The sequence below is a fragment of the Niveibacterium sp. COAC-50 genome (genome assembly GCF_013184235.1).
GTDB classification, from domain to species: Bacteria; Pseudomonadota; Gammaproteobacteria; order Burkholderiales; family Rhodocyclaceae; genus Niveibacterium; species Niveibacterium microcysteis.
In genome coordinates, this window is sequence record NZ_JABCJM010000001.1 from 43,895 (window position 1) to 69,630 (window position 25,736).

General features: G+C 65.9%; 17 protein-coding genes and 1 tRNA gene. 10 read left to right on the forward strand and 8 right to left on the reverse strand.

The annotated features are described in order from the left end of the window. Positions 1-164: 164 nt before the first annotated feature. Positions 165-1,343, forward strand: a complete 1,179-nt coding sequence (locus tag HH302_RS00220) for an ROK family transcriptional regulator (protein ID WP_172196588.1) — start codon at positions 165-167, stop codon at positions 1,341-1,343. Positions 1,344-1,423: 80 nt separating this feature from the next. After that, a complete protein-coding gene (locus tag HH302_RS00225; protein ID WP_172196590.1) occupies positions 1,424-1,885 on the forward strand; it encodes a lipopolysaccharide assembly protein LapB in 462 nt (153 codons plus the stop codon). Between the two features lie 143 nt (positions 1,886-2,028). On the opposite strand, the gene HH302_RS00230 is transcribed toward HH302_RS00225, so the two are convergent. Genes HH302_RS00230 through HH302_RS00245 form a run of 4 tightly spaced genes read right to left on the reverse strand, consistent with a single transcriptional unit; the run spans position 2,029 to position 8,378 of the window. Then, positions 2,029-5,175, reverse strand: a complete 3,147-nt coding sequence (locus HH302_RS00230; RefSeq protein ID WP_172196592.1) for an efflux RND transporter permease subunit — start codon at positions 5,173-5,175, stop codon at positions 2,029-2,031. Between the two features lies 1 nt (position 5,176). Further along, a complete protein-coding gene (locus tag HH302_RS00235; RefSeq protein WP_172196615.1) occupies positions 5,177-6,745 on the reverse strand; it encodes an efflux RND transporter periplasmic adaptor subunit in 1,569 nt (522 codons plus the stop codon). Next, on the reverse strand, positions 6,742-8,010 hold the full coding sequence (locus HH302_RS00240; protein WP_172196617.1) for a TolC family protein: 1,269 nt from the start codon (positions 8,008-8,010) through the stop codon (positions 6,742-6,744). The genes HH302_RS00235 and HH302_RS00240 overlap by 4 nt, the downstream gene beginning before the upstream one ends. Positions 8,011-8,048: 38 nt before the next feature. Beyond that, positions 8,049-8,378 (reverse strand): copper-binding protein, encoded by a 330-nt coding sequence (locus tag HH302_RS00245; RefSeq protein ID WP_172196619.1) that lies wholly within the window; start codon positions 8,376-8,378, stop codon positions 8,049-8,051. Between the two features lie 203 nt (positions 8,379-8,581). Between HH302_RS00245 and HH302_RS00250 the strand changes: the two genes are divergently transcribed. Both HH302_RS00250 and HH302_RS00255 read left to right on the forward strand, forming a co-directional pair. Continuing rightward, positions 8,582-9,262: a heavy metal response regulator transcription factor gene (locus HH302_RS00250; protein ID WP_172196621.1), complete on the forward strand. Its 681-nt coding sequence runs from the start codon at positions 8,582-8,584 to the stop codon at positions 9,260-9,262. Further along, the gene (locus HH302_RS00255; RefSeq protein ID WP_172196623.1) at positions 9,259-10,662 is read left to right on the forward strand and encodes a heavy metal sensor histidine kinase; all 1,404 of its coding nucleotides are present in this window, start codon (positions 9,259-9,261) and stop codon (positions 10,660-10,662) included. Before HH302_RS00250 ends, HH302_RS00255 begins: the two co-directional genes overlap by 4 nt. Before the next feature lie 157 nt (positions 10,663-10,819). On the opposite strand, the gene HH302_RS00260 is transcribed toward HH302_RS00255, so the two are convergent. After that, positions 10,820-12,478: a methyl-accepting chemotaxis protein gene (locus HH302_RS00260; protein ID WP_172196625.1), complete on the reverse strand. Its 1,659-nt coding sequence runs from the start codon at positions 12,476-12,478 to the stop codon at positions 10,820-10,822. 317 nt (positions 12,479-12,795) lie between these two features. On the opposite strand from HH302_RS00260, the gene HH302_RS00265 reads away from it, so the two are divergent. Continuing rightward, positions 12,796-13,725, forward strand: a complete 930-nt coding sequence (locus HH302_RS00265; protein ID WP_172196627.1) for a transporter — start codon at positions 12,796-12,798, stop codon at positions 13,723-13,725. A gap of 19 nt (positions 13,726-13,744) precedes the next feature. Here HH302_RS00265 and HH302_RS00270 read toward each other — a convergent pair whose 3' ends face one another. Together HH302_RS00270 and HH302_RS00275 are read right to left on the reverse strand one after the other, a co-directional pair. After that, positions 13,745-15,988 carry a patatin-like phospholipase family protein gene (locus tag HH302_RS00270; protein WP_172196629.1) on the reverse strand — a complete coding sequence of 748 codons (2,244 nt, stop codon included), beginning with the start codon at positions 15,986-15,988 and terminating at the stop codon, positions 13,745-13,747. Between the two features lie 155 nt (positions 15,989-16,143). Continuing rightward, positions 16,144-16,219, reverse strand: a tRNA-Ala gene (locus HH302_RS00275). Between the two features lie 141 nt (positions 16,220-16,360). Here HH302_RS00275 and HH302_RS00280 point away from each other — a divergent pair. The 5 genes from HH302_RS00280 (at position 16,361) to HH302_RS00300 (ending at position 25,228) form a co-directional block, all read left to right on the forward strand. Beyond that, positions 16,361-19,636, forward strand: coding sequence for a S41 family peptidase (locus HH302_RS00280; RefSeq protein WP_172196631.1), 3,276 nt, complete (start codon positions 16,361-16,363; stop codon positions 19,634-19,636). A gap of 84 nt (positions 19,637-19,720) precedes the next feature. After that, positions 19,721-21,211, forward strand: a complete 1,491-nt coding sequence (locus tag HH302_RS00285; protein ID WP_172196633.1) for a carboxypeptidase M32 — start codon at positions 19,721-19,723, stop codon at positions 21,209-21,211. Positions 21,212-21,329: 118 nt separating this feature from the next. Next, positions 21,330-23,060: an ABC transporter permease subunit gene (locus tag HH302_RS00290; protein WP_172196635.1), complete on the forward strand. Its 1,731-nt coding sequence runs from the start codon at positions 21,330-21,332 to the stop codon at positions 23,058-23,060. Positions 23,061-23,069: 9 nt separating this feature from the next. Further along, on the forward strand, positions 23,070-24,383 hold the full coding sequence (locus tag HH302_RS00295; protein ID WP_172196637.1) for a nitrate/sulfonate/bicarbonate ABC transporter ATP-binding protein: 1,314 nt from the start codon (positions 23,070-23,072) through the stop codon (positions 24,381-24,383). Continuing rightward, complete coding sequence (locus HH302_RS00300; protein WP_172196639.1) at positions 24,380-25,228, forward strand: ferritin-like domain-containing protein; 849 nt, start codon at positions 24,380-24,382, stop codon at positions 25,226-25,228. Before HH302_RS00295 ends, HH302_RS00300 begins: the two co-directional genes overlap by 4 nt. Here HH302_RS00300 and HH302_RS00305 read toward each other — a convergent pair whose 3' ends face one another. Then, positions 25,229-25,678 (reverse strand): MOSC domain-containing protein, encoded by a 450-nt coding sequence (locus HH302_RS00305; RefSeq protein ID WP_172196641.1) that lies wholly within the window; start codon positions 25,676-25,678, stop codon positions 25,229-25,231. Between the last annotated feature and the right edge of the window lie 58 nt (positions 25,679-25,736).

Sequence of the window (25,736 nt, forward strand, 5' to 3'; positions counted from 1 at the left end):
AATTCGTTGGTCGGCCCGAAAATATTGGCTGTCCGGCATCAAGAATGATAGTTGCATTGTTTGGCGCGTGCCCGCCCATGAGTAGAATATGGGCACCCGGCGCGATGTGCCGCTGATGCGCCGAGCACGCTCGATACCCGTAATTTGCCGCGATAGGAATGCGCATGCCCATCACTGGAGACCAGACCCTGCTCAAGCAGATCAACCGCATGGCCATCGTGCGGCGGGTGCGACAGCAGGCGGGGCAATCGCGCGCCGATCTGGCAAAGGAAACCGGACTCACCAAATCGACGGTGAGCCTGCTGGCGCAGGAACTGATCGACGAAGGTTGGCTCGTCGAGCATGAAATCCAGATCACCGGCGCGCTTGGGCGTCGGCCGACGCCGCTGGCGATCGACCCGCATCGGCTCGCGATGGTCGGCGCCGAGCTCGGCGTGGATCGCATTCATGTTGTCGCCACGTCGCTGACCGGCGAGATCGTGTGGCAGGCGGATGAAGATTTCCTCAGCGTGGATGCCGAAGGCGTGCTGCAGCGACTCGCGAGCCTGCTGATCGATGGCATCGTCAGCGTCAGAGCCTCAGGTCGGCAGGTGCTCGGCGCCGGCGTCGGGCTGCCCGGCGCGGTGGACGAGTCGGCGGGCATCCTGAAAGTGGCGCCCAACCTGGGCTGGCGCGATATCGACGTGGCCACGCCACTGCGCAGCGCACTCACGAACGCGGGTCTGGGCGATCTGCCGCTCTACCTGCAGAACGAGGCGGACGTCGCGGCGCTGGGTGAATTCGAATTCGGCGAGGCGCCGGTGCCCGAGCCGCTGGTGTATCTGAGCCTTGGCATCGGTGTGGGTGCCGGCGTGGTCGTAAACGACCGCTTGTTTCTGGGCTCGGCGGGGTTTGCCGGCGAAGTCGGCCATTCGATACTGCAGGTCGCCGGGCCGCGCTGCTCCTGCGGGCGCGAAGGCTGCGCGGAAGCCTACATCGGGCTGCGCGCGATCGCGCAGCAATCCGCCGGCGATGGCGACGTGCAAGCCTCGGCCGGCACGCTGGTGGCACGGGCCAGCGCGGGTGATCCGCTCACGATCAGCGCGGTGCAGCGTGCGGGTCACTACCTTGGCGTGTTGATGCAGAACCTGTGGACCGCCTTCGATCCGGGCCGCTTCGTGCTCGGTGGGCCGACGTGCGAGCTCGGTGCCCCGTTGCTCGACGCCGCGCGCGAAACGCTCGGTCGCTATGCGCGTGATGCCGGCCTGCCGCCGCCGGAAGTCCGCGTGTCGCGCTATGGCGCACGTGCGGTCGCCGCCGGTGCTGCCGGCATGGTGCTGCACAAGCTCGTCCGGCCGCTCTGAACGCAGGTCGCGCGATGAGCTTGCGGCCGCTATAACGACGTCTGGGGGTACTTTCCCTCAGCGCCGGAATGGAGGCCGCCATGAGCAAGATCCGCGTATTTCTCCTTGCTGCCTGCCTGCTGGCTGGCGGCGCTCAGGCCTCGGGCGGCGGCGGTGGTGGTGGCACCACCGTGACCGAGGAACCCGAGATCGTCGCCGCGCAGGCCGCGATCAAAACGTCGGACTGGCAGGGCGCAATCGGCATCCTGATGCCCTATGTCGCGAGCCATCCGCGCAGCGCCGATGGCTTCAACCTGCTCGGATACGCGAGCCGCAAGCAGGGCAAGCTCGACAACGCCTTCCGCTACTACGAGCAGGCGCTTGCGATCGATCCGAAGCATCGCGGCGCGCACGAATACATCGGCGAGGCCTATCTGATGGCCGGCGATCTGGCGCATGCTGAACAACACCTCGCCGCACTGGACAAGCTGTGCTGGCTGCCGTGCGAGGAATACGACGACCTCAAGGCCGCCATCGCCGACTACCGCGCCAAGCACCCGTAGGGCGGTTCAGGGCAGGCGCCGCCCGTTGCAGCAGGTGACACGGGCGGCCAGATGCGCGCGCCGGTTGGCGCGGCACCAGCAGCGAAAGCCGTTACGCAGGCGGAGCAGCATCTGCCGCAAGCGGGAAGCTGCTTGCGGGGCACTCATGACGCACTCGTCGCCGGGATCGATGCCGTGCTCCGCCGCAGCCGGCGGCTCATCACCAGCGCATAGATCGCGGGGATCACCGCTAGCGTCAGCACGGTGGAGGAGATCATGCCGCCCACCATCGGCGCGGCGATGCGGCTCATCACCTCCGACCCGGTGCCGTGGCTCCACATGATCGGCAGCAGGCCGGCCATGATCGCGACGACCGTCATCATCTTTGGCCGCACGCGCTCGACCGCACCTTCCATCACCGCCGCGTAGAGATCCTCGGCCGACGGTGTGCGGCCTTCGGCTGCGCGGCGCGCACTGATCTCGCGCCATGCGTGGTCGAGGTAGATCAGCATCACGACACCGGTTTCCGCCGCGACGCCGCCGAGCGCTATGAAGCCCACCGCGACTGCGACCGACAGGTTGTAGCCGAGCGCCCACATCAGCCACACACCGCCGATCAGTGCGAAGGGCACCGACAGCATCACGATCAGCGTTTCGGTAAGCCGTTTGAAGTTCAGGTACAGCAGCAGGAAGATGATCAGCAGCGTCAGCGGCAGCACGATCTTCATCTTCTCGATCGCGCGCTGCATCGATTCGAACTGGCCGCTCCAGCTCGCGTAGTAGCCGGGCGGGAACTTCACCTGCTCGCTGACTGCCTTCTGCGCATCCTTCACATACGAGCCGATATCTCGATCGCGGATGTCGACGTAGATGTAGGCGGAGAGCAGCGCGTTCTCGGTGCGGATGCTGGGTGCACCCTTGACGATCGACACCTTCGCCACTTCACCCAACGGCACCATCGCACGGCCCATGGTCGGTATCAGCACCTGGCTCGCGATCTTCTGCGGGTCGTCGCGCAGCTCGCGCGGGTAGCGCACCGTTACGCCGAAACGCTCACGCCCTTCGACGGTGGTCGTCACCATCTCACCCCCCAACGCGGTGGATACCACGTCGAGCAGATCGCCCACACCGAGGCCGTAGCGCGCCAGCGCGTCGCGGTCCGGGTCGATATCGAGATAGAAGCCACCGGTGATCCGTTCGGCAAAGGCGCTGGTGGTACCCGGCACCTGTTTCACGACCGCCTCGATCTGCTTCGCGAGGCGTTCCATCTCGTCGAGATCCTTGCCGAACACCTTGATGCCGATCGGTGTGCGGATGCCGGTGGAGAGCATGTCGATACGCGCCTTGATCGGCATCGTCCATGCGTTCGACACGCCGGGGAATTGCAGCGCCTTGTCCATCTCGGCGATCAGCTTGTCGATGTTCATGCCGGGCCGCCATTCGGATTCCGGCTTGAGGTTGATCACCGTCTCGAACATCTCGGTTGGCGCCGGGTCGGTCGCGGTGTTGGCGCGGCCCGCCTTGCCGAACACCGATTCGACTTCCGGGAAGCTCTTGATGATGCGGTTCTGCGTTTGCAGCAGCTCGGCGGCTTTGGTGATCGACATCGCAGGCAACGAGGTCGGCATGTAGAACAGCGTGCCTTCGTTGAGCGTGGGCATGAACTCGGAACCGAGTTTCGATGCCGGCCATACGCTCACCAACAGCGCGACGAGGGCGATGCCGATGGTGGTCTTCTTCCAGCGCATCACGCCAGCGATGATCGGCCGGTAGAGCCAGATCAGCGCGCGGTTAACCGGGTTCCTTGCCTCCGGCATGATGTGGCCGCGGATGAACAGCATCATCAGCACCGGCACCAGGGTTACCGACAGCAGTGCCGCGCCGGCCATCGCGAAGGTCTTGGTGTAGGCAAGCGGCGAGAACAGGCGGCCTTCCTGCGATTCGAGCGTGAACACCGGCAGGAAGGATACGGTGATGATCAGCAGCGAGAAGAACAGCGCAGGGCCAACTTCCTTGCAGGCGGCGATCATTGCGTCGAAGCGTGACTCGTCGGGCTTGAGTCGCTCGATGTGCTTGTGCGCGTTTTCGATCATGACGATGGCTGCGTCCACCATCGCGCCGATCGCAATCGCGATGCCGCCCAGGCTCATGATGTTCGAGTTCATGCCGAGCGCGTGCATCGCGATGAAGGCAATCAGTACACCAACGGGCAGCATCACGATCGCCACCAGTGCGCTGCGCACATGCATCAGGAAGATCACGCACACCGCGGCGACGATGATCGATTCTTCGACCAGCGTGCGCTTGAGCGTTTCGATCGCCCGCTCGATCAGCTCCGAGCGGTCGTACACCGCCTTGATCGATACGCCATCCGGCAGACCGGAAGCGACCTCGGCGATCTTGGCCTTGACGTTGCCGATCACCTCCAGCGCATTCTGGCCGAAGCGCGCCATCACGATGCCGGCGACCACTTCGCCTTCGCCGTTGAGTTCGGTCAGGCCGCGCCGCTCGTCCGGCACGAATTCCACCCGCGCCACATCGCCGATGCGCACCGGCGTGCCGCCCTCGGCCTTGAGCACCAGTTTTTCGATGTCGCTCGGGCTGCGCAGGTAGCCGCGGCCGCGCACCATGTATTCAGTCTCGGCCATTTCGACCACGCGCCCGCCGACGTCGCGATTCGACGCGCGGATCACGTCCGCGAGCTTGTTCAGCGGTATGCCGTAGGCGCGCAGCTTGAGCGGGTCTACCGTGACCTGGTACTGCCGCACGAAGCCGCCGATCGAGGCGACCTCGGCGACGCCATGAGCCTTGCTCAACTGGTAGCGCAGGAACCAGTCCTGCGTGGCGCGCAGATCGGCGAGCGACTTGTCTTTGGCCTGCAGCGCGTACTGATAGACCCAGCCGACGCCGGTGGCGTCCGGCCCCAGCTGTGGCGCAACGCCGCTTGGCAGTCGCCCCGCAGTGGCGTTCAGGTATTCGAGCACCCGCGAGCGCGCCCAGTAGATGTCGGTGCCGTCCTCGAAGATCACATACACGAAGGACGCGCCGAAGAAGGAAAAGCCCCTTACGACCTTGGACTTCGGCACCGACAGCATCGCTGAGGTGAGCGGATAGGTGACCTGGTCTTCCACCACCTGCGGCGCCTGGCCGGGGTATTCGGTGTAGACGATCACCTGCACGTCGGACAGGTCGGGCAGGGCGTCGAGCGGTGTCTTCATCACCGCCCAGACCCCGGCGATCACGACGAAGAGCGTGCCGAGCAGCACCAGGAAACGGTTGCGGGCCGACCAGTCGATGAGCGCGTTGAGCATCTCAGTGGCCCTTGTGTGCAGCCGCGTCGCCGGCGCTGAGCGGCTTGATCGTGGTGACGACCCACTCGCCCGGCTGGCGCTCGACGAAGTCGAACTGCACCGCAGCGCCGACCTTCAACCCGTTGCTGAGCGAGGCATTCGCAAGCACGAAGTCCATCGTCATCGCCGGCCATTTGAGGCTGGCAATTGGCTGGTGCGCGAGGCTGATACTTCCGCTCGCGGCGTCGATTGCCTCGATGCGGCCCTCGCCGTGATGCACCGCGCTTGCACTGGCTGCGTCCTTCGCCTTGGGGGCGGAGGGCTGTGCTCCGAAGCCGGAGACCGCGGCCTTCAGGTTGCTCTCCGCATCGATGAGGAAGTTGGCCGACGTCACGACCGGCTCACCGGCCTTCACGCCGTCGAGCACTTCGACGTCGCTCTCGGAGCGGCTGCCGAGTTTCACCACACGCGGCTCGAAACGGCCTTCCGCAACCTGCACCAGCACGATCTGGCGCGCACCGCTGTCGATCACCGCCGAGAGCGGCACCGTCACCGCCGGGCTGCGCGGCGCGGCGCTGAGTTCAAGTGACGCGAACAGGCCGGGCTTGAGCAGGCCGCCCGGGTTCGCCAGCTCGACCCGGACCGGCACGGTGCGGGTTTCGGCGTTGAGGGTTGGATAGACGTAAGTGATCGCGCCCTCAAACACCTTGCCCGGGTATGCGTTGATCGTGATGCGTGCCTTCTGGCCCAGTGCGAGGAGGCCGACATCCTGCTCATTCACGTCGGCAATCACCCATACCGACGAGAGGTCGGCGATCTGGTACAACGCATCGCCCGCGGCAAATCGCATGCCCTGTACCGCCTTCTTCTCCATCACGATGCCACTCACCGGTGAGCGGAAGCTCAGCGTGCGCCGCGTGCCGCCCTGCTGCGCGAGTTCCTTGATCTGCGCTTCAGAGATGTCCCAGTTGCGCAGCCGCGCGAGCGACGCCTCCGCGAGGCCGCGCATGCCTTCTCGCGCCGTGCCGTCGGCATCCTTCAGCGCGTCGTTGCCCTTGCTGGCGATCGCGTATTCGCGCTGCGCCGAAACCAGATCGGGGCTGTAGACATCAAACAGCGCCTGGCCGCGCGACACGAGCTGGCCGGTGACGTTCACATGCAGTCGCTCGACCCAGCCCTCGAACTTGGGCGATACGGTCGCGACGCGTCGTTCGTCCACCTCGATGCGGCCCAGCGCACGGACGCTGCGTGTGAGCGCCTGCGTCTTCGCTTCTGCGGTGCGCACACCGAGCTTCTGGATCTTCTCGACGCTGAGGCGCAAGGTGCTGCTGCCTGACTCGCCTTCGTCGCCGCCCTCATAGACCGGGATGTAATCCATCCCCATCGGGTCCTTCTTCGGTGTGGGTGAGGTATCGGGCAAGCCCATCGGATTGCGGTAGTAGAGGATCTTCCGTGCGGTGCCCGCAGCTGCATTTGCGCCCGGCGCGGCGGCGTTCGGCGTGGCGCTGCGCTGGTGGCCAACGGTGTAGCCCAGCCCGGCGGCTGCGGCGAGCGCGACGACCCCAGCGCCAATTGCGAGTACGCGGTTCACAGTTGTTCTCCGATCAGTCGTTCGATATCTGCCAGCCGGGCTTGCTGGTCGGCACGCGCCTTGATCAGGTCCTGGCGTGCTTTTCGGATTGCGCGCTGCGCATCGATCAGGGTTGCGAAATCGACGCGGCCGGTCTCGTAACCGGCGAGCGCGGATTGAAAGGTGGCTTCGGTTTGCGGCAGCAGCGTGCTGGCGGTGATCGCCTCGATCCGCCGTGAGGCATCGAGCGCAGCGAGGCTGCCACCGAGCTCGCCGATCAAGCGGCTGGCGGTCGACTCAGCGCGCGCGCGGGCGGCGTCGAGCATCCGTTCGGCTTCACGTTCCTGGCTGCGGCGGCTGTCGAACTGCAACGGCAGGTTTACTTCGAACATCAGTTGCCACTCATTGACGCTGGAGCCGCGCTGCACCGGCACGATGCCGAGGTTCAGATCGGGCATGCGATTGCGATAGGTGAGGTCGCGGCTTTTTTCCGCGCCAAGCGTTTTCGCCAGCTCGGCCGACAGCTGCGGGTTACGGCCGCGCAGCCGATCGACCAGCGCATCCATCTGCAGCGCGGCGGGGCTGGGGATGCTGCGCAATTGCTCCGGCTCGGCCAACGGCGCCTGCGGGCCGCGTGCGAGCAGGCCGTTGAGTATCGCGCGCATCGTCTGGCGTTCATTGTCGAGCTGGATCTGCTCCTGCTTGAGGCTGGTGAGTTCAAGCTGGGCGCGGATCACGTCCTGCTGCGCGACCAGGCCGGACGCATAGCGGCTGCGCGCGACCTGCTCCATCTTTTCCCCCAGGCTGCCCAGTTCTTGTGTCACTTCCTGCAGGCGGGTCACCTGCCAGTACTGTGCGTAACCGCGTTTGACCAGGGCGAGCAGCTCCTGCGTCATGTCCTCCGCGGTGAACTCGGCGACCCGTGCGCCGGATTCGGCGACGTCGCGGCGCAAGTCGCGCTTGCCCCAGAAGGGCAGTTGCTGGCTGAAGGTGTATTGCGTACTGCCGACCTGCGCCGGGGACAGCCGCACGCTGGTGGTGCCCATGTTGGTCACATCCATCAACTCGATCTTCAGCATCGGGTCTGGCAGGGCGCCGGCGGGCTGGACCCGCTCGCGCGCCGCGGCGGCTTCCTGCTGCGCGGCGCGAACCGTCGGATTGGTGCTGCGCGCCAGATCGAGCAGTTCATCGACCGAACGGCCGGGCGCGCGGGCTTCGTTGGCGAGTGCGTTGCCGCACGCGAGCGCGGCGGCCAGGCTGAACACCAGGCAGATGCGTGTGGACATGGGCGTTCCTGTTTTGCGGGCGACGGCTGTCAGTGTGCTTACTTACGCTGCAGTTGGGTAATTGTCAGCGCGCCGCCGACGTCCTCGGCAACAAAATCGATTGCGTCGCCGACCTTGACCTGGTCGAGCCAGGCAGCGTCCTTCGCCTTGAAGCTCATGGTCATCGCACCCATGCCAAGGTTGACCAAGGGGCCGTGCGCGATCGTGATCGTGCCCTTTGCCTTATCCACCTTCTTCACCGTGCCGTGCGACATCTCGGCATTCTTCGTTGCCGCGGCATGATGGCCCGCATGCGGGTCGGCGGCTTGGGCGGGTGCGGCGGCCAGCAGGGCGATGCTCAGTGCAGCGATGGGGAGAAGGGTGTTCATGGCGGTGACCTCGTTGGAACGATTGAAATTGATCGCGTCTGCGCAGCCCCCAATCGGCGGGGTACTGCGCCCGACTGTGCAGGGCGATGATCGGCGTTGGCGGCTGTCGGTATGCTGACCGGTGGATTACATTCCTGTAAGGAAGGCCTGTCCGCGGCGCTGTTCCGGCAGAATCGCCGCCAAGGCCGTGGAGGGGCCGACGCATGAAAATCCTGGTTGTCGAAGACGAAGCGAAGGCGGGCGACTATGTGAAGCAGGGGCTCACCGAAGCCGGCTTCGTCACGGACCTGGCGCGCGACGGCATCGATGGCCTGCACCAGGCGCTCAACGAGGACTACGACCTCGTGATCCTCGATGTGATGCTGCCTGCGATGGATGGCTGGACGGTGCTGCAAGCGATCCGCCGCGCCGGCAAGGACATGCCGGTGCTGTTCCTGACGGCGCGCGACGAGGTCGAAGATCGCGTCAAGGGGCTGGAGAGCGGCGCCGACGACTACCTCGTTAAACCCTTCGCCTTTTCGGAGTTGCTGGCGCGGGTGCGCACGCTGCTGCGGCGGGGCAAGGCGCGCGAGGCCGATAGTCTGGTGGTTGCCGACCTCGAGCTGGACCTGCGCCGGCGGCGTGTGACACGCGCGGGGACGCGGATCGACCTGACCGCCAAGGAGTTCGCGTTGCTCGAGCTGTTGCTGCGGCGCCGCGGCGAGATCCTGCCGCGCTCGCTGATCGCCTCGCAGGTGTGGGACATGAACTTCGACAGTGACACCAATGTGATCGAGGTGGCGGTACGCCGCTTGCGCGCAAAGATCGACGATGGTTTCGAGCCGAAACTGATCCGCACCGTACGTGGCATGGGCTACGTGCTGGAAGAGGGCGAGGCGCAATGAGGCGACCCGCGTCGCTGGCCGCCCGGCTGGCCCTGCTGTTCTCGCTTGCCGCTGCGGTGGTGTTCAGCACCGCAGCCTGGTTCATCGAGCAATCGGTTGAGCGTCATTTCGAAGAACAGGACCTCGATCTGATGCAGGGCAAGCTGGACCTCACCCGTCACGCCCTCGGGCGGCTTCAGTCGCCGGCCGATCTCGACAAACTGGCCGAACGCATGGCCGACGCGCTGGTTGGCCACCATGGCCTTGAACTCTCGATCCAGCGCGGTAGCGGCGAGCAGGTGTTCTCGACGATGCACCACGGCAAGATGCCGGTCTTCCCGATCGATGCGGGCAAGACGCTACTGCATGGCTGGCAGATGGACGGCATGCAGATGCGCGGCTTCTCGGCACTCGCCAGCACGGCGATCCCCGGCGAGCCGCCGATGCGTGTGACGCTGTCGGTCGACGTGATGCACCACGAGCAGTTTCTGCGCGCTTTCCATCGCAGCCTGTTCTGGGTGATCGGCCTGTCGGTGCTCGCGGTGGCGGTGCTCAGCCGCCTGATCGCGCGCCGCTCGCTCCAGCCGATTCAGGATGTCGCGCGCATGGCGAGCCAGATCTCCGCCTCACATCTGAACGAGCGCCTGAAGCTTGAACGGGTGCCGCGCGAGCTCCACGATCTGGCCGAGCAGTTCAATGCGATGCTCGAGCGCCTGCAGGAAGCGTTCGTGCGGCTGTCCGATTTCTCGTCGGACCTGGCGCACGAACTGCGTACGCCGATCTCAAACCTGACGACGCAGACGCAGGTGTCGCTGTCACGGGTTCGTTCGCCCGACGAGTATCGCGAGGTGCTGTTCTCCAACCTTGAGGAATACGAGCGCCTGTCGCGGATGGTCTCGGACATGCTCTACCTCGCGAAGGCCGATAACGGCCTGCTCGTGCCGCAGTGGGAGGCCGTCGCGCTGGACGCCGAAGTCGATGCGCTGATCGAGTTCTTCGAGCCGGTTGCATCCGAGCGCGGCTTGAGTCTGCAGCGCAGTGGCAGCGCCACCGTGCGTGCCGACCACCTGATGTTGCGGCGCGCGCTGGCCAACCTGCTGTCGAATGCGGTGCGTCACGCTCATGGCAACAGCACCGTGGCGATCCGCATCGAGGTCGCGGAGGGCGTTGCAAGCGTTGCGGTGTCGAATCAGGGGGCGACGATTCCCGAGGTGCATCTGCCGCGTTTGTTCGACCGCTTCTACCGCGTCGATCCCGCGCGCACCCGTTCGAGCGAAGGCGCGGGGCTTGGGCTCGCGATCACCCGTTCAATCGTTGCCGCGCACGGTGGCGAGATCTCGGTGGTGTCCTCCGAAGGCACGACTACCTTCTGCATCCGCGTGCCGGTCGGCGGTCTCGCCGCCGAGTCGCCGCGCGGCTGAATCCTGCGGTTCAGGGAAGGTTTGAAGAAGTGAGCGAGACGGATGCAGCGCTAGGCGTGGCGCGCGCGGCCACCAAGACATATCAAATGGATAGCCGCGGGAGCGAGCACGCCACAACGCGGCGATGCGCCGTCGCAGCCACGTATTCAGACCTTCCTTAGCTGAAGGCCGGTTCCGCCTTCGCGCCGGGCTCCAGCACGAAGCGGCCGACCGAATCTTCCAGCGTGCGTGAGAGCTGTTCCAGTGCCTGCGCCTGGGCGGCCGTCTCGCGCACCGTGCTGTCGTTCTGCGCGGCCATGTCGGCAATCTCGGCCACATGGGCGCCGACTTCTTCCGAGGCGCTTCGCTGCGCGACGGCGATCTGCCGGATGCGGCTGACACCGGAGGCGGCGTCTTCCACCGACGATGCTGCATCGGTGAGCATGTGTTTGACACCGTCGACATAGGCGTGGCTGCTCGACAGCGCCGACAAACCGCGCGCAACCGACGATTCGACCATGCCCGATTGGGCGCTGAGCGATTGTGTCATCTCGTCGATCGACGCCGCGGACTGGCGCGACTTCTCGGCGAGCTTGCGCACCTCGTCCGCGACCACCGCGAAACCGCGCCCCTGTTCGCCTGCGCGTGCGGCCTCGATGGCTGCGTTGAGCGCAAGCAGGTTGGTCTGGTCGGCCAGCTCGCGCACCGTTGCGGTCATCGAGCTGATCGTCTGCGTGCTCGACACGAAGGCGCGCACCGAGGTTGCGATTGCGTTCATCGCCTCGTCGGCTTCTGAGACTTCCGCCACCAATGCGGCGACCTGCTCGCTGCCGTCGCGCGTCTTGGTCAGCGCGGCGTCGGAAATGTCGCTCACAGACTCGGCCGAGCGCACCATCTCGGCGAGCGAATCAATGAAGTGCTTGAGGCCGTCACTCGCCGCGCTGGCCATGCTGTTCTGGCGCACCGACGCGTCGGCAACACTCTGCGTGTTGGCGGAAAGTCCGCTTGATGCGAGGGCGACCTGCCCGGCGCTGTCGCGCACGCAGGAAACCGTCTGTGCGAGGTTGCTGCGCATGCGTTCGAGCGCCGTCAGCAGTTCGCCGATTTCGTCGTTGCCATGCGCGCGGATCGGCTCCGCGAGGTCGCCGCCGGAGACCTTCTCTGCGAGCGCGATCGCTGAGCGCAGCGGCACTGCAATGCGGTTGGCCATGAACAAGGCCAGCGCGATGCCGGCCGATGCGGCGATCAGTGCGACGACACCAATCAACACCGAGGCACGCCGCGTGACGCGGTCGGCATCCGCGCTGGCGGCGGCAGCACCTTGTTCTGCGAGGCTGACCACCTTGCGCAATGCCGCGTCAGCCTGTTCGTATTCGGTTTGGGCCGTGCCCCGCAGCAGGTCGCGCGCGGTTTCCGGGTCATCCTGCTGGGCAAGCAGGATCGCTTTGTCATGCTCGATCTTGTAGGCGGCCCAGTGTTTGGAGAACGCATCCAGCGCTTCGCGTTGTGCCGCGTTGCGCGTGATCTGGCTGAGCGTTGCAACGCGTTCGCCGAGGTGTTTGTCGGCGTCCACGAGGATCTTGGCGTAACGCTTGCGGTCGTTCGGGTCGACCGACAGCACGAACTGCAACTCGGCGGTGCGGAAGTCCGCCTTTTCGCCGCTCAGCGCCGCGACGACCTGTACACCGGGCAACCATACGCTGGCCAGTTCGGCCGATACGGCGTTCACCGCCGCGATCTGCCGGCTCGCGAAAACGCCCAGTACGACGACCGCAAGCAGCAGGGCGGCAAAGGCCGCAGTCAGTTTTGCACGCAAGCGCATGGCGGGCAGCCGCATGTTGTTCTCCTTATTCGTTGGCCCACTGGGTCGAGTTGTCACACGCCTTGTCTATCCTCGCGTCGTGGTCGATGGCCTTGCTGCTCTGGATCGAAGGCTGCGCCGCGTCGTCGTTGCGTGTTCAAGGCAGATACTAGGATCGCCTGACTTGGGCATTCCATGACCGGGATTGCTCTCTTGCGCCCTTGGGTGCGTGATAATGAGCGGGCTGGGCTTTGCGCCGATCCTGCGGGCAAGTGCTGCGGCGTCAACGGACCTTTGCGCGGATTGCCGGCAAAGGCCTTGCCAGTGAACGCTGGGCAAAAAGGGCTACGCAATTGGGCACCGTATCGAACGCATCGCGGCGCATCGGATACCTTGCGCTGCTGGGCCTTGGCCTTACGGCGGACGGCGCTTTTGCGCAGTCGATCGAGCCGCGCAATTACTCGAACGCGCCGGTGGGCATGAACTTCGCCATCGCCGGCATAGCTCGTTCAACGGGCGGCGTGGCGTTTGATCCGGCCTTGCCGGTCAAGAATCCAGATCTGCGCGTGTGGGCCGGTTTCGCTGGCTATGCCCGCGTGTTCGAGCTGGGCGGGCAGACGGGCAGAGTGGACCTGGTGCTGCCCTATGCCTCGCTGTCCGGTACGGCCGACTATGCGGGTCGCGTGGTGACACGCGAGCAGCAGGGGCTAGGCGACTCGGTGCTGCGGGTGTCCTACAACATGCTCGGGGCGCCGGCGCTGACGGTGCCGGAGTTCAGCCATTACACACCGGACCTGGTGGTGGGCGTGAGCCTCGAAGTCGTGGCCCCGACCGGCGCCTATGACGACCGCAAGGCGGTCAATCTGGGTAGCAACCGCTGGGCGATCAAGCCGGAGTTCGGCCTCTCCAAGGCCTTGGGGCCGTACTCGCTTGAGCTGGCTACCGCGGTGACGTTCTACACCACCAACGAAGACTTCTTCGGCGGTTCCGAGCGCAAGCAGGACCCGCTCTATTCGACGCAGGTGCATGGTGTTTACACGTTTGCGCCGGGTGCGTGGGTGTCGCTGAGCGCGAACTACTATCAAGGTGGTCGCACCCATATCGACGGCAAGGCCGGCAACGACCTGCAGGAGAACTGGCGGCTCGGCGCAACGGTGGCGATGCCGCTGAACCGGTATCAGTCAGTCAAATTCACCGCCAGCAACGGTGTCTATGCCCGCACCGGCAACAACATGAGCCTGATGGCGCTTGCACTGCAAACGCGCTGGGGCGCCGGGCTCTGATCGAGCCCGGCCGGGGCGCTTACTTCGTGTAACCCAGGTACAGGTAGCCGCCCCACTTGCCTCCCATGTAGTCGGACCAGCCCACCGCCATGTAGAGCGGGCCGAGCAGGGTGTCCACACCCAGATAGACCGACGCTGACGGAATGGTCGGCGTGTTCTCGTGCGTGATCAGCTGGTTCCACACCTTGCCCGATTCAAGCGAGCCGCCGATGTAGGTGCCTGAACCCAGTTGCGGCAACAGCGTCGAGATCTGCTTGTACACCATCACGCGGGCGAGTGCGGTCTGTGCGCCGACCAGTTGATCGGCACGCAGGCCGGAAAGCTGCAGGAAGCCCCCGAGCTGATACGGCGCAGGCGTGCCGGCCAGCTCGCGCTCGAGCGAACCGCGCAGTCGTGCGGAACCGCGTACCGTGTAGGTCGCGTAGGTCTCGACCAGATCGGCGTCGACCGACAGCAGCTGCGTGCTGTTGCGCGACGAGTTCTCGGACTCCATCTTTGCCGCGCCGTAATCGGTGCGCAGGTAGTAGCCGTGGCGCGGCCACTTCGGGTTGTCCAGCTGATCCACCACGCCGCTGAGGCGCAAGCCACGCAAGGTGGAGCTCAAGGTGTCCGATGCCAGGGTGCCCGCGATGCCGGTCATCGCCTCATTGCGGATCTTCTGTATCAGCAGGCCGGCGCGAACTTCGCCAAAGCGGCCGAGCGAATAGCCCATGCCGGCCTCCGCTCCGGCGCGCCTGATTTCCAGCTCCATCAGTTTGGAGCCTTCCTCGCTATACACCGGGAACAACGAATTCGCAGCTTCGGCACGCCCGTAAGCAAAAACCGGGGAGCCCCACAGCGGTTGATAGATCTCGCTCTCAAGCTCGCCGCCCGCGCCCAGGCGCAGGAAGTTGCGCCATTGCGCACCCCACTGGTTCAGCCACGTCATCTGGTAGTTCGCCAGGAGTGCGACGTTGGCAGTACGGTAGGTGTCGAACGAGAGATCGACACCAAAGCGCAGGTAGTTCGGGCCGACATGCCGCTCGATTGGCGCCACGGTTGCGACACGCTGGCCGCCTTCCTGATTCAGGCGGTAGTTGATGCCGTCGAAGTCGCCCGAGTCGTAAAGCTTGTCGAAGCGCTTCAGCAACTCATCCTGGCTGGCGGGCGCAGGCGGTGCAGTGAGCACCTCTTCTACGCGCTTGGCGGGCACGAAGCGTGTGCTGGCGACCTCAACGCGGTCGTACGGCACCAGCTCTTTGGGCGCCTTGCTCGATACGCGGCTGGCCCAGGCTTGGTAGTCCTGCTCCGGAATCGCCAGTTCGGCCAGTCGTGCTTCGACGCTGGCGACACTCTTGCGACCTCGCTCGATGATGTCTTTCGCGTCGGTGAAGCTGGCGGGGCTGTAGCCGTCCAGATCCGGTTCGATCAGCACATCATCGGGGCCGATCAACTTGCGCGACTCCTGCACGTTGCGCCCGGTGGCGATGTTCATCGCCTGCACCGCGACGTCGAGGAAGCTCTTGATATCGTCGCGCTTGAGCATCGGCGTGCCGACGTCGACCACGATCACGATATCCGCGCCACAACCTTCGGGCGCCTTGGATTTGATGTTCTCGACCGGCAGGTTGCGCACGAACATCCCGTCGACGTACATCCGGCCGCTGTCGTGCACCACGTCGAAGGCGCCGGGCACCGCCATGCTGGCCCGCAGCGCGATTGCCAGATCGCCGCTCTTGAAGACCCGCATGTCGCCCGATTCGAGGTCGGTCGCAATCGCCACGAAGGGGATCGGCAGCTTCGCAAACGAATCAATGAACTGGTCCTGCGTCAGCTCGCGCAGGAAGGCGTCGATGAACTGCGAGTTGACCACGCTGCGCGGCAGCTTCACACCCTCCGCGTCCAGCCCCAGGGTCATTGCCGCGAGGTTCTTGAAATCGTCCTGCTTGCGCAGGTAGGGCAGGTTCCGCCGGTCGGGCACGCCGCCGATGAGCTTTTCCCAATCGACGGATTCCACGCGTTTGCGGATATCCGGCAGCGGCATCCCGCTCGAATACACGCCGCCCACCAGCGCGCCGGCACTCGTGCCCGCGATGCAGTCAATCGGCACCCGAAGCCGTTCGAGCTGCTCCAGTACGCCAACATGCGCGAGGCCCCGCGCCCCGCCGCCACCGAGCACCAGCCCGATCTTCGGCCGCTTCGCGGCGATCGGCTCGGCGGCCGCCAAGGTGGAGGAGAACACGACCGCACCCAACACAACGCCCAAGATCGCCTGGAGCCGCATACCGAGCCTTTCGCCGTGGAATCCAAGTCGGATTCTCGCAGGCTAGCGCAGCGGCGGGAAAGCGCATTTGATCTGACGCGCCCGTGCGCGCACCAGCGGGCCTTCAGATACGAAAAAGCCGCTGACCCTTGCGGCATCAGCGGCTTTGAATTCGGTGGTGGAGAGGAGGAGGATCGAACTCCCGACCTCCGCATTGCGAACGCGGCGCTCTCCCAGCTGAGCTACCCCCCCACGCGAGGCCGCAATTATAGCTAGTTTTTTTGTCCTGCCAAGTGGGGCGGCGTAGCGGGGCCGGGGGCGGTGGCATAATTCGCCGTTTCCCTTGATTTGACGGGGCGTTGCTGCGGCTGCGCCCTGGCTGGAGTTCACCGCATGTCCCATGTCCCCGCCTATCTTCGCTTCCCGACCGTTTCGGGCGACACGCTGGTGTTCGTCACCGACGACGATTTGTGGTCGGTGCCGCTGGCGGGCGGGGTGGCGCGGCGGATTTCCGGCGGGCGCGGCCTGGTCGGTTTTCCGCGTTTCTCGCCGTGTGGCAAGTGGCTCGCCTTCATCGCCACCGATGAGAGTCATTCTGAGGTGTACGTGATGCCGGCGCAGGGCGGCGCCGCGCGGCGCCTGACCTGGCTCGGCGCGCATACCGCCGTGACTGGCTGGACGCCGGACGGCCGTGTCGTTGTTGCGAGCAATGCCGATCAGCCTTTCTTCCACATGCGGCGCCTGTTCACCGTGGCGCTGGATGCGCCACTGCCGGTGCTGTTGCCTTGGGGGATGGCGAGCGAGGCTTCGTGGTCCGCCGACGGCGCTTGTGTGCTGGGCCGGAACACCAGTGATCCGGCGTTGTGGAAGCGTTACCGCGGCGGCACCGTTGGCCACCTGTGGGTGGATGTCGATGGCAAGGGCGAGTTTGCCGCGCTCGATCCCTTCGGCGATCCGCGCAAGGCGGGCAACCTCGCCTGCCCGATGTGGATTGGCGACCGCATCTGGTTCATCTCCGACCATGAAGGCATTGGCAACCTTTATTCGTGCGAGCCCTCTGGGGCTGGCTTGCGCCGGCATACCGAGCATGGCGAACACTATGTTCGGCACGCTTCCACCGATGGCACGACGATCGTCTACCAGAGCGGCGGCGACGTCTATCGACTCAACCCCGCTGGCGGCGACGCAACGCGTATCGAGATCGAAGTGCCTGCTGCCCGGCCACAACTGGCGCGCAAGTTCGTCAGCGGCGACGCCGAACTCGAAGCACTCAGCGTGCATCCGGATGGCCACACCGTTGCTTTGGCTGTGCGCGGCAAGGCGGTGAGCCTGCCGCTGTGGGAGGGCGCGATGCGCCAGCTCGGCGAAGAGCAGGGCGCGCGCTACCGCCTGCCGGTGTGGCTGGCCGAGGGCGTGGGGGTCGTGATGGTGTCCGACGCCAGCGGTGAAGAGCGCCTGGAGCTGCATGCGGACGAGGGTGTCAGCGTGCTGGAGGCGGACTTCGGCCGCGTCACCGGCATCGTGGCGGCGCCGCACGGCCTGCGCGTGGTGGTGACCAACCATCGCAATGAATTGTGGTTGGCGGATTTCGTTACGCGCGAAGTGCGCCTGCTGGACCGCTGCGACTATCGGCGCATCGACGAGCCTGCGTTCTCGCCGGATGGCGCCTGGCTTGCCTACGACTTCTCGGTGAGCCGTGCCACGCGCGCGATCAAGCTGCTGGAGATCGCCACCGGCCGCAGCGGGATGGCCAGCGGCGAGGATTTCGACGACTTCTCGCCTGCCTGGGACCCGTCCGGCAAGTACCTGTACTTCCTCTCGACCCGCGCCTTTGAGCCGGTGTACGACGAGATCGTGTTCGACCTCTCTTTCCCGCGCGCCACGCGCCCCTACCTGGTGGCCTTGCAGGCCGACGGCGTTGACCCGTTCGAGCCCCTGCCGCGTGGCTTTGGCGACGACGAGGACGAAGACGACGAGGATGAGGACGACGGCGACGAGGAAAGCGATAGCAAGGAGGAGGGCGACAAGAAGGCCGAACAGGCCGAGCGCAAGCGCCCGCCCAAGCCGGTCGTCGTCGAACTCGAAGGCCTTGCCGACCGTGTGCGCGCCTTCCCGGTCGGGGCCGGTCGCTACGGTCGCATCGATGCCGCGAAGGGCATCGTCTACTGGACGCTGCACCCGGTGACCACCGAGAGCGATGAGGATCACGACGTCGCCGACGCGTTGCTGCAAAGTTGGGATATGCGTGAGCAGAAGCTCGACACCGTGCTCGGCGATGTGGCTGGTTTCCTTCTCGCGCTGCCTGGCAAGGCGCTGATCGCCGACACCAGCGAGGGTGTGCGCGCCTTCAAGATCGGCGAGAAGCCGAAGGAGGAGACCGAGGTCGGCGACTTCTCGCGCGAATCCGGCTGGGTCGATCTCGATCGCGTGCAGGTCGAAGTCGACCCGCGTTCGGAGTGGCGCCAGATGCTGCGCGAAGTGTGGCGCCTGCAGCGCGATCAGTTCTGGACGGCCGACATGAGTGGCGTGGATTGGGGCCGCATCTGGGCGCGCTACGCGCCGCTGGTCGAACGGATCTCGACGCGCGAAGAGCTGTCGGACCTGATCTGGGAAATGCAGGGCGAACTGGCGACCTCGCATTGCTACGAATCGGGCGGCGATCGCAAGCGCGTTGCCGCGCTGCCGCTGGGCCATCTGGGCGCCGAATTCTCGTGGGACGAAGCGAACGCCTGCTACCGCATCGTGCGCCTGGTGCGCGGCGATGCCTGGCGCGAAGGGCACGATTCGCCGCTCGCTGCCGTGGGCGTGCAAGCCAAGCCGGGCGAACGCCTGCTGGCGATCGACGGCCTTGCGTGCGACCGCGAACATCCGCCGCAGGCGCGGCTGGTGGCGCGCGCGGGTCGCAAGGTGGAGCTGCTGCTGGCCGATGCCGATGGCGCCAACCGCCGCCGCGCGGTGGTGCGTGCCTTGCCGGGCGAAGACGCCGCGCGCTACCGCGAGTGGGTCGAGGCCAACCGCGCCCGCGTGCGCGAAGCCTCGGGTGGCCGGCTCGGTTACCTTCACATCCCGGACATGGTGACCTGGGGCTTTTCGGAATTCCACCGCTATCTGCGCACCGAGAGCCTGCGCGACGGGCTGATCGTCGATGCGCGCTTCAACCGCGGTGGCCATGTCTCGCAACTGCTGCTGGAAAAGCTCGCGCGCCGTGTGCTGGGCTACGACGTTTCGCGCTGGGGCGCGCCGGAACCCTACCCGGCGCATGCCGTGGCCGGCCCTGTCGTGTGCGTGACGAACCAGCATGCTGGCTCGGACGGTGACATCTTCTCGCACTGCTTCAAGCTGATGGGCCTCGGCCCGCTGGTGGGCACCCGCACCTGGGGCGGTGTGATCGGTATCTGGCCGCGCCATCGCCTGGTGGACGGCACGATCACCACGCAGCCCGAGTTCAGCTTCTGGTTCAAGGATGTTGGCTGGGGTGTCGAGAACTGGGGCACCGAGCCGGATGTGCACGTCGACATCGCGCCGCAGGACTATGCCAACGGCCGCGATCCGCAGCTCGACAAGGCGGTCGACGTGGCACTCGCGGCACTCAGCAAACAGCCGCCGCGGGTGCCTGACTTTTCGCAACGCCCGCGCCTGGATCTGCCGAGCTGGCCGCCCAAGGGCTGACGTCAAGGCGCAGCACATACGCTTGCCATACCCACCGGCGCGACTCACGAGGTACGCGCCGTACTGACTGGAAGGACACCACCGATGTCGAACACCGCTGCTTACGACGCGCTGATGGCGCGCAGCCGCTCGCTGCACCGCTTGAATCATCTGGTGCAGATCGCCAGCGTCGATCGCGAGACCCTGATGCCGCCGGGCGGCGCCGATGCGCGAGCGCTCGCGCTGGCGGAGCTGGAACAGCTGATGCACGCGCGCAGTACGGATCCGGTGATCGCCGATCAGCTGAAAGCGGCTGAGCAGGAGACGCTCGACGACGCGGCCCGCGCGGATCTGCGCGAGATGCAGCGCGGCTACCTGCTCGCCACCGCCTTGCCGGCTGAGCTCGTCGAAGCCAAGGGCTTGGCCGCGTCGCGTTGTGAATACGAATGGCGCGCGCAACGCCAGGCGAACGACTGGGCGGCCTACCTGCCCAACTTCCGCGAAGTGCTGCGCCTGAGCCGCGAAGAGGCGGCCCGCTTGTCCGACGCGCTGGGCGTGTCGCCCTACGACGCGTTGTTGGACGGTTTCGAACCCGGCATGCGCAGCGCTGAGGTTGCGCGTGTGTTCGGTGCGATGCGCGGCTGGTTGCCGGCTCTGATCGCGCGGATTCGCGAGAAGCAGGCGAGCGAGACGGTGATCGAACCCGTCGGCCCCTTCGCGCTCGATGCGCAGCGAGCACTGGTGCGCGAAATCGCCGAAACGCTCGGCTTTGATTTCGAACGCGGCCGGCTCGACGAGAGCACTCATCCCTTCAGCGGCGGCGTGCCCGAGGATGTGCGGATGACCACGCGCTTCCGCGAGCACGATTTCTCGGTCGCGCTGTTCTCCACGATCCACGAAACCGGCCACTCGCGCTACGAGCAGGGTAGCCCGCGTGCCTGGTTGGGGCGGCCGATAGGGTCTTGGCGCTCGATGGGCATCCACGAGAGCCAAAGCCTCGCATTCGAGATGCAACTGGCGCGCTCGCGTGGTTTTCTCGAACGACTTGCGCCGCGCCTGGTTCACTACTTCGGCGCCCAGCCGGCATTCGAGCCGGAGAACTGGGTGCGTGCGGCGACGCGTGTGGTGGCCGGCAAGATCCGCGTGGACGCGGATGAGGCGACCTACCCCTGCCATGTGATGCTGCGCTTCGATATCGAGCGTGCGCTGATCGCCGGCGAGATGCAGGCCGAAGATGTGCCGGCTGCGTGGGACGAAGGCATGCGCGATCTGCTTGGCCTCGACACCCGCGGCGACTACCGTGATGGCTGCATGCAGGATCCGCACTGGGCCGGCGGCGCCTTCGGCTACTTCCCCTGCTACACGCTCGGTGCGCTGTATGCCGCGCAGTGGTTCGCGGCAATTCGCCGCACGACGCCGGATCTGGATGCTCGTATCGCCGCAGGTGATGATGCGCCGGTGTTCGACTGGCTGAGTGCCAACATCTGGTCGCAAGCCAGCCGCTGGACCACGCCGGAACTGGTGCAACGCGCCAGCGGCGAGGCACTGAACCCCGAACACTTCCGCTGGCATCTGGAGACGCGCTATCTGAGCTGACGCGCCGAGACGCCGGGGCAGGGGATCGGGCTGACGTTTCGTAACATCACCGACGCGGCATCCCTGTAAAGTCCACCCCCGCTTCGCGCCGCCCACGGCCGGCACCGCCCCGCCTGACATGATGAATCCGAAACAGTTCTTCCCGCGCCAGGTGGTCGAGTCTGGCGGCAACCGCTGGGACTGGGCCCTGCTGCCCTTGTTCCTCGCGCTGCTGACGATGCTGGCCTACGGCGCATCGCAGATGGCGCGCCCCTACGCGATCGGCGAACAGTTGCCGCTGTCGCTCGATCCGCTGTGGCTCCCCTACTACCTGATGCGCACCACGCTGCGCATGTTCCTCGCGCTCGGCGCTTCGCTGATCTTCAGCTGCATCTTCGCCGCGCTGGCGGCCAAGTATCGGGTGGCGGAGAAGGTGCTGGTGCCAGCGCTGGACATTCTGCAGTCGATCCCTATCCTGGGCTTCCTGTCGATCACGGTGACCGGCTTCATCGCGCTGTTCCCGGGCAATCTGCTGGGCGTCGAATGTGCGGCGATCTTCGCGATCTTCACATCGCAGGCCTGGAACATGGCCTTCAGTCTGTACCAGTCGCTCAAGACCGTGCCGGGCGAATTGCAGGAAGCGGCGCGCATCTTCCAGCTGTCGAGCTGGCAGCGCTTCTGGCGGTTGGAATTGCCGTTCGCGATGCCGGGCCTGCTGTGGAACATGATGATGTCGATGTCCGGCGGCTGGTTCTTCGTCGTGGCTTCGGAAGCGATCTCGGTGTCGAACCAGAGCATCAAGCTGCCCGGCATCGGTTCCTACATCGCGCGTGCGATCGAGGAGCAGAACATGGTCGCGATCGGCTGGGCGATCGGCGCGATGCTGATCGGCATCATCTGCTACGACCAACTGTTCTTCCGCCCGCTGCTGGCGTGGGCCGACAAGTTCCGCTTCGAGCAGGCCTCGGGCGAGACGGCGCAATCCTCGTGGCTGCTGACCTGGCTACGCCGCACCGATCGCTTGCAAGGCATCGCGGTTGGCGCTGCAAAGTTGCTCGAACGCTCGTTCACACTGTTCAAGCGTGACTACGACGGCACCTCGATCCGCGCGCGGCCAAAGCCGGTGAGCGATGGCGTGCGCCGTGCGTGGGATGCGGTGCTGGCTGCGCTGGTGCTGTTCGCGACCTGGCGGCTCGTGAGTTTCGTACACGCGGAAGTGGGCTGGGGCGAGGTGGCGCATGTTTTCGGGCTCGGGCTCATCACACTGCTGCGCGTGATCGTACTGATCGGGCTTGCGGCGCTGGTGTGGGTGCCGGTCGGCATCTGGATCGGGCTGCATCCGCGCGCGGCGGATCGCTTGCAGGCGGTCGCACAATTCCTCGCGGCGTTCCCGGCCAACCTGATGTACCCGATCGCGGTGCTCGCGATCGTGCACTGGCACCTGAACCCGGATGTCTGGCTGTCGCCGCTGATGGTGCTGGGCACGCAGTGGTACCTGCTGTTCAACGTGATCGCCGGCGCATCGAGCGTGCCGACCGAGCTGCGTTATGCCGCGAAGAACCTGGGCCTGAAGGGCTGGCTGAAGTGGAAGCGCTACCTGCTGCCGGCGGTATTCCCGAGCTTCGTGACCGGCGCGATCACCGCGAGTGGCGGTTCGTGGAACGCCAGCATCGTGTCCGAGTACGTCACCTGGGGTGACACAACCCTTGAGGCGCACGGGCTCGGCAGTTACATCGCGCGGATGACGGCAACCGGCGACTTCCCCCGCATCGCGCTGGGCATCGGCGTGATGTGCGTATTCGTGATGGGTTTCAACCATTTTGTCTGGCGGCGGCTGTATCGCATCGCCGAAGACCGGATGCATTTCTAGGAGTCCGCGATGACCGGGCCGATCATTTCCCTCAAGGGCGTGGGCAAGTCCTTCCGCACCAGTGATGGCACGCCGCGTGCGGTGCTGGAGAACGTCGACTTCGAATTGCGCGAAGGCGAGATCGTGGCGCTGCTGGGCCAGTCCGGCTCCGGCAAGTCGACGCTGCTGCGCATCCTCGCCGGGCTGATTCCGGCCGACGCGGGCGACGTGCGCTATCGCGGTCAGCCGCTGTATGGGCCGGCGCGCGGCATCAGCATGGTGTTCCAGTCCTTCGCGCTGTTTCCGTGGCTGACGGTGCAGCAGAACGTCGAGTTGGGGCTGGAAGCCCGCGGCGTATCACCGGATGAGCGCGAGGCCAAGGCCGAGGCGGCGATCGACCTGATCGGTCTGTCCGGCTTCGAAGGCGCGCTGCCGCGCGAACTTTCCGGCGGTATGCGTCAGCGCGTGGGCATCGCGCGTGCGCTGGTGACCGACCCGGAAGTGCTGCTGATGGATGAAGCCTTCTCGGCGCTCGATGTTCTGACCGGTGAGCGTTTGCGCGACGACATGCTGGAGCTGTGGGACAGCGGCAAGATGCCGACCAAGGGCATGCTGATCGTGTCGCACAACATCGAAGAGGCGGTCATGATGGCCGACCGCGTGCTGGTGTTCGCCAACAATCCGGGCCGTGTTCGCGCCGAACTGGCGATCGATCTGCGCCGCCCGCGCGAAGTCGACAGCACCGAAATCCGTGCGCTGATCGACGAGGTCTACGCCTTGATGACCGCGAGCGCACCGCGAGCCGGCCGCCCGGCGGAAGAGCCGGTGCGCCTGCACCTGGGCGACCGCCTGCCGGAAGCCGACGTCAGCCGCATGGAGGGCGTGCTGGAACTGCTGGTTGGCGAGCCCTTCAATGGCATCGCCGACTTGCCACAGTTCGCCGAAGAGTCGGAGCTCACCGACGAAGAACTGCTGCCGCTTACCGAAGCGCTGCAACTGCTCGGCTTCGTTCATCTGGCACGCGGCGACATCTCGGTCACGCCGCTCGGGCGCCGCTATGTCGAAGGGCAGAACACGCTGCGCCACGAGCTGTTCGGCCAGCAATTGCTCGCGCATGTGCCGATCGCAGCACACATCCGCCACAGCCTGGAGCAGGAAACGTCGGGCGAACTTGCCGAAGAACCCTTCCTGCGCCTGCTCGCCGAGACGATGGATGCGACGGACGCCGAGCGCACCTTGCGCACCGCGATCGAGTGGGGCCGCTACGGCGAGGTGTTCGAGTACAACTACCACACCGGTCTGATCCATCTGCCGGATGGCGATGAGGCTGAAGCGGGCGCATGAGTTCGGCGCAGCAGGCCACGGTTGAAGCCGCCGCGTTGGCGGCGCTGATGCGTGCGGACCCGGCGAAGAAGGCCATCGCCGTGCGTGCGCTGCTCGCGGATTGGCAGTCTGGCGCGCTGCTGCGTGCCGGGCGCGCCGTCGTCGATGGGCCCGTGTGCTCACCGGGCCGTCCGCCCAGACCTGAGCTGGTATCACCGGACGCGGTGCCGCGCCGCGCCCCCGGCAGCCGCGAAGGCCATGCAGCGCTGCTGCACGCGGTGGCGCACATCGAGTTCAACGCGATCAACCTTGCGCTCGATTGCGTGGCGCGCTTCTGGGATCAACCCGACGAGTTTGTGACCGACTGGCTCGGTGTCGCGGTGGAGGAGGCCTACCACTTCGGCCTGGTCTGCGGCCGGCTTGCTGCGGATGGCTACGCCTACGGCGACTTTCCGGCCCACAACGGCTTGTGGGACATGTGTTGCGACACTGCTGGCGATTTCGTCGCCCGCATGGCCTTGGTGCCGCGCCTGCTCGAAGCACGCGGGCTGGATGCCACGCCGCCGATGATAGCCAAGCTGCTCAAGGGTGGCGACGCGGACACCGTGGCGGTGCTGCAGATCATCCTGCGCGACGAGATCGGCCATGTCGCGATCGGTGATCGCTGGTTCCGCGCCGGCTGCGCGGCGCGCGGGTTGCAAGCCGAATCCGAATACCGTGACTTGATCGTGCGCTTCGATGCGCCGTGGCCCAAGCCGCCGTTCAATGTGCCGGCACGTCTGCAGGCCGGGTTCAGCCAGAACGAGCTGGATCGACTTGCGAACGAGCGCCCGGCACCGTACCGAACGCCGCGCAAACCCGCTTGATCAGGCCAGCTCGCTGATCGCGTCGCCGGGCCGGATCAGGCCGCCGGTGACGATGCGCGCGCGCAGGCCGCCCTTGCCGACAAAGGCCTTCACGACCTGCGCATAGGTGCGCTCGGCAAAGGTTCGGCACGGCTCGCACAGCTCTATCCCCTCAAGCACCACTTCGCCAACCCGGAAGCGCTTGCCGCACAGTGCGTTGAGCCGCACGTCGCGGGTGATCAGGTTGCGCCGCGGCTGATCGGTCGAGAGGGCGAGCCCCGACGCTGCAACGAACTCGTCAATGCACTCATGTTCGATCAGCGTGATCTGCGCGGCGGGGTCTGCGTCGCCGCCGGGGCGAAAGTAGCGATCGCCGCGCAGGCCGCAGCCGGCGACGGCCTCAACTTCCTGCATCGGCGACATCGGTGCGCCTTCCGAGGCGGCAATCAGGATCTGAACAACGCGCGACATCGTGCCCTCCGCAGGCGTGATAGCAAGCCTGCACAGCATAGCAACGCCATGTGTCGAA

Excerpts from the sequence above, each read along its gene's own strand:
- HH302_RS00290 (WP_172196635.1), top strand. The coding sequence starts at position 21,330 with ATGATGAATCCGAAACAGTTCTTCCCGCGCCAGGTGGTCGAGTCTGGC.
- HH302_RS00240 (WP_172196617.1), bottom strand. The coding sequence starts at position 8,010 with ATGTCCACACGCATCTGCCTGGTGTTCAGCCTGGCCGCCGCGCTCGCG.
- HH302_RS00295 (WP_172196637.1), top strand. The coding sequence starts at position 23,070 with ATGACCGGGCCGATCATTTCCCTCAAGGGCGTGGGCAAGTCCTTCCGC.
- HH302_RS00255 (WP_172196623.1), top strand. The coding sequence starts at position 9,259 with ATGAGGCGACCCGCGTCGCTGGCCGCCCGGCTGGCCCTGCTGTTCTCG.
- HH302_RS00260 (WP_172196625.1), bottom strand. The coding sequence starts at position 12,478 with ATGCGGCTGCCCGCCATGCGCTTGCGTGCAAAACTGACTGCGGCCTTT.
- HH302_RS00250 (WP_172196621.1), top strand. The coding sequence starts at position 8,582 with ATGAAAATCCTGGTTGTCGAAGACGAAGCGAAGGCGGGCGACTATGTG.
- HH302_RS00300 (WP_172196639.1), top strand. The coding sequence starts at position 24,380 with ATGAGTTCGGCGCAGCAGGCCACGGTTGAAGCCGCCGCGTTGGCGGCG.
- HH302_RS00270 (WP_172196629.1), bottom strand. The coding sequence starts at position 15,988 with ATGCGGCTCCAGGCGATCTTGGGCGTTGTGTTGGGTGCGGTCGTGTTC.
- HH302_RS00285 (WP_172196633.1), top strand. The coding sequence starts at position 19,721 with ATGTCGAACACCGCTGCTTACGACGCGCTGATGGCGCGCAGCCGCTCG.
- HH302_RS00305 (WP_172196641.1), bottom strand. The coding sequence starts at position 25,678 with ATGTCGCGCGTTGTTCAGATCCTGATTGCCGCCTCGGAAGGCGCACCG.
- HH302_RS00220 (WP_172196588.1), top strand. The coding sequence starts at position 165 with ATGCCCATCACTGGAGACCAGACCCTGCTCAAGCAGATCAACCGCATG.
- HH302_RS00245 (WP_172196619.1), bottom strand. The coding sequence starts at position 8,378 with ATGAACACCCTTCTCCCCATCGCTGCACTGAGCATCGCCCTGCTGGCC.
- HH302_RS00225 (WP_172196590.1), top strand. The coding sequence starts at position 1,424 with ATGAGCAAGATCCGCGTATTTCTCCTTGCTGCCTGCCTGCTGGCTGGC.
- HH302_RS00230 (WP_172196592.1), bottom strand. The coding sequence starts at position 5,175 with ATGCTCAACGCGCTCATCGACTGGTCGGCCCGCAACCGTTTCCTGGTG.
- HH302_RS00280 (WP_172196631.1), top strand. The coding sequence starts at position 16,361 with ATGTCCCATGTCCCCGCCTATCTTCGCTTCCCGACCGTTTCGGGCGAC.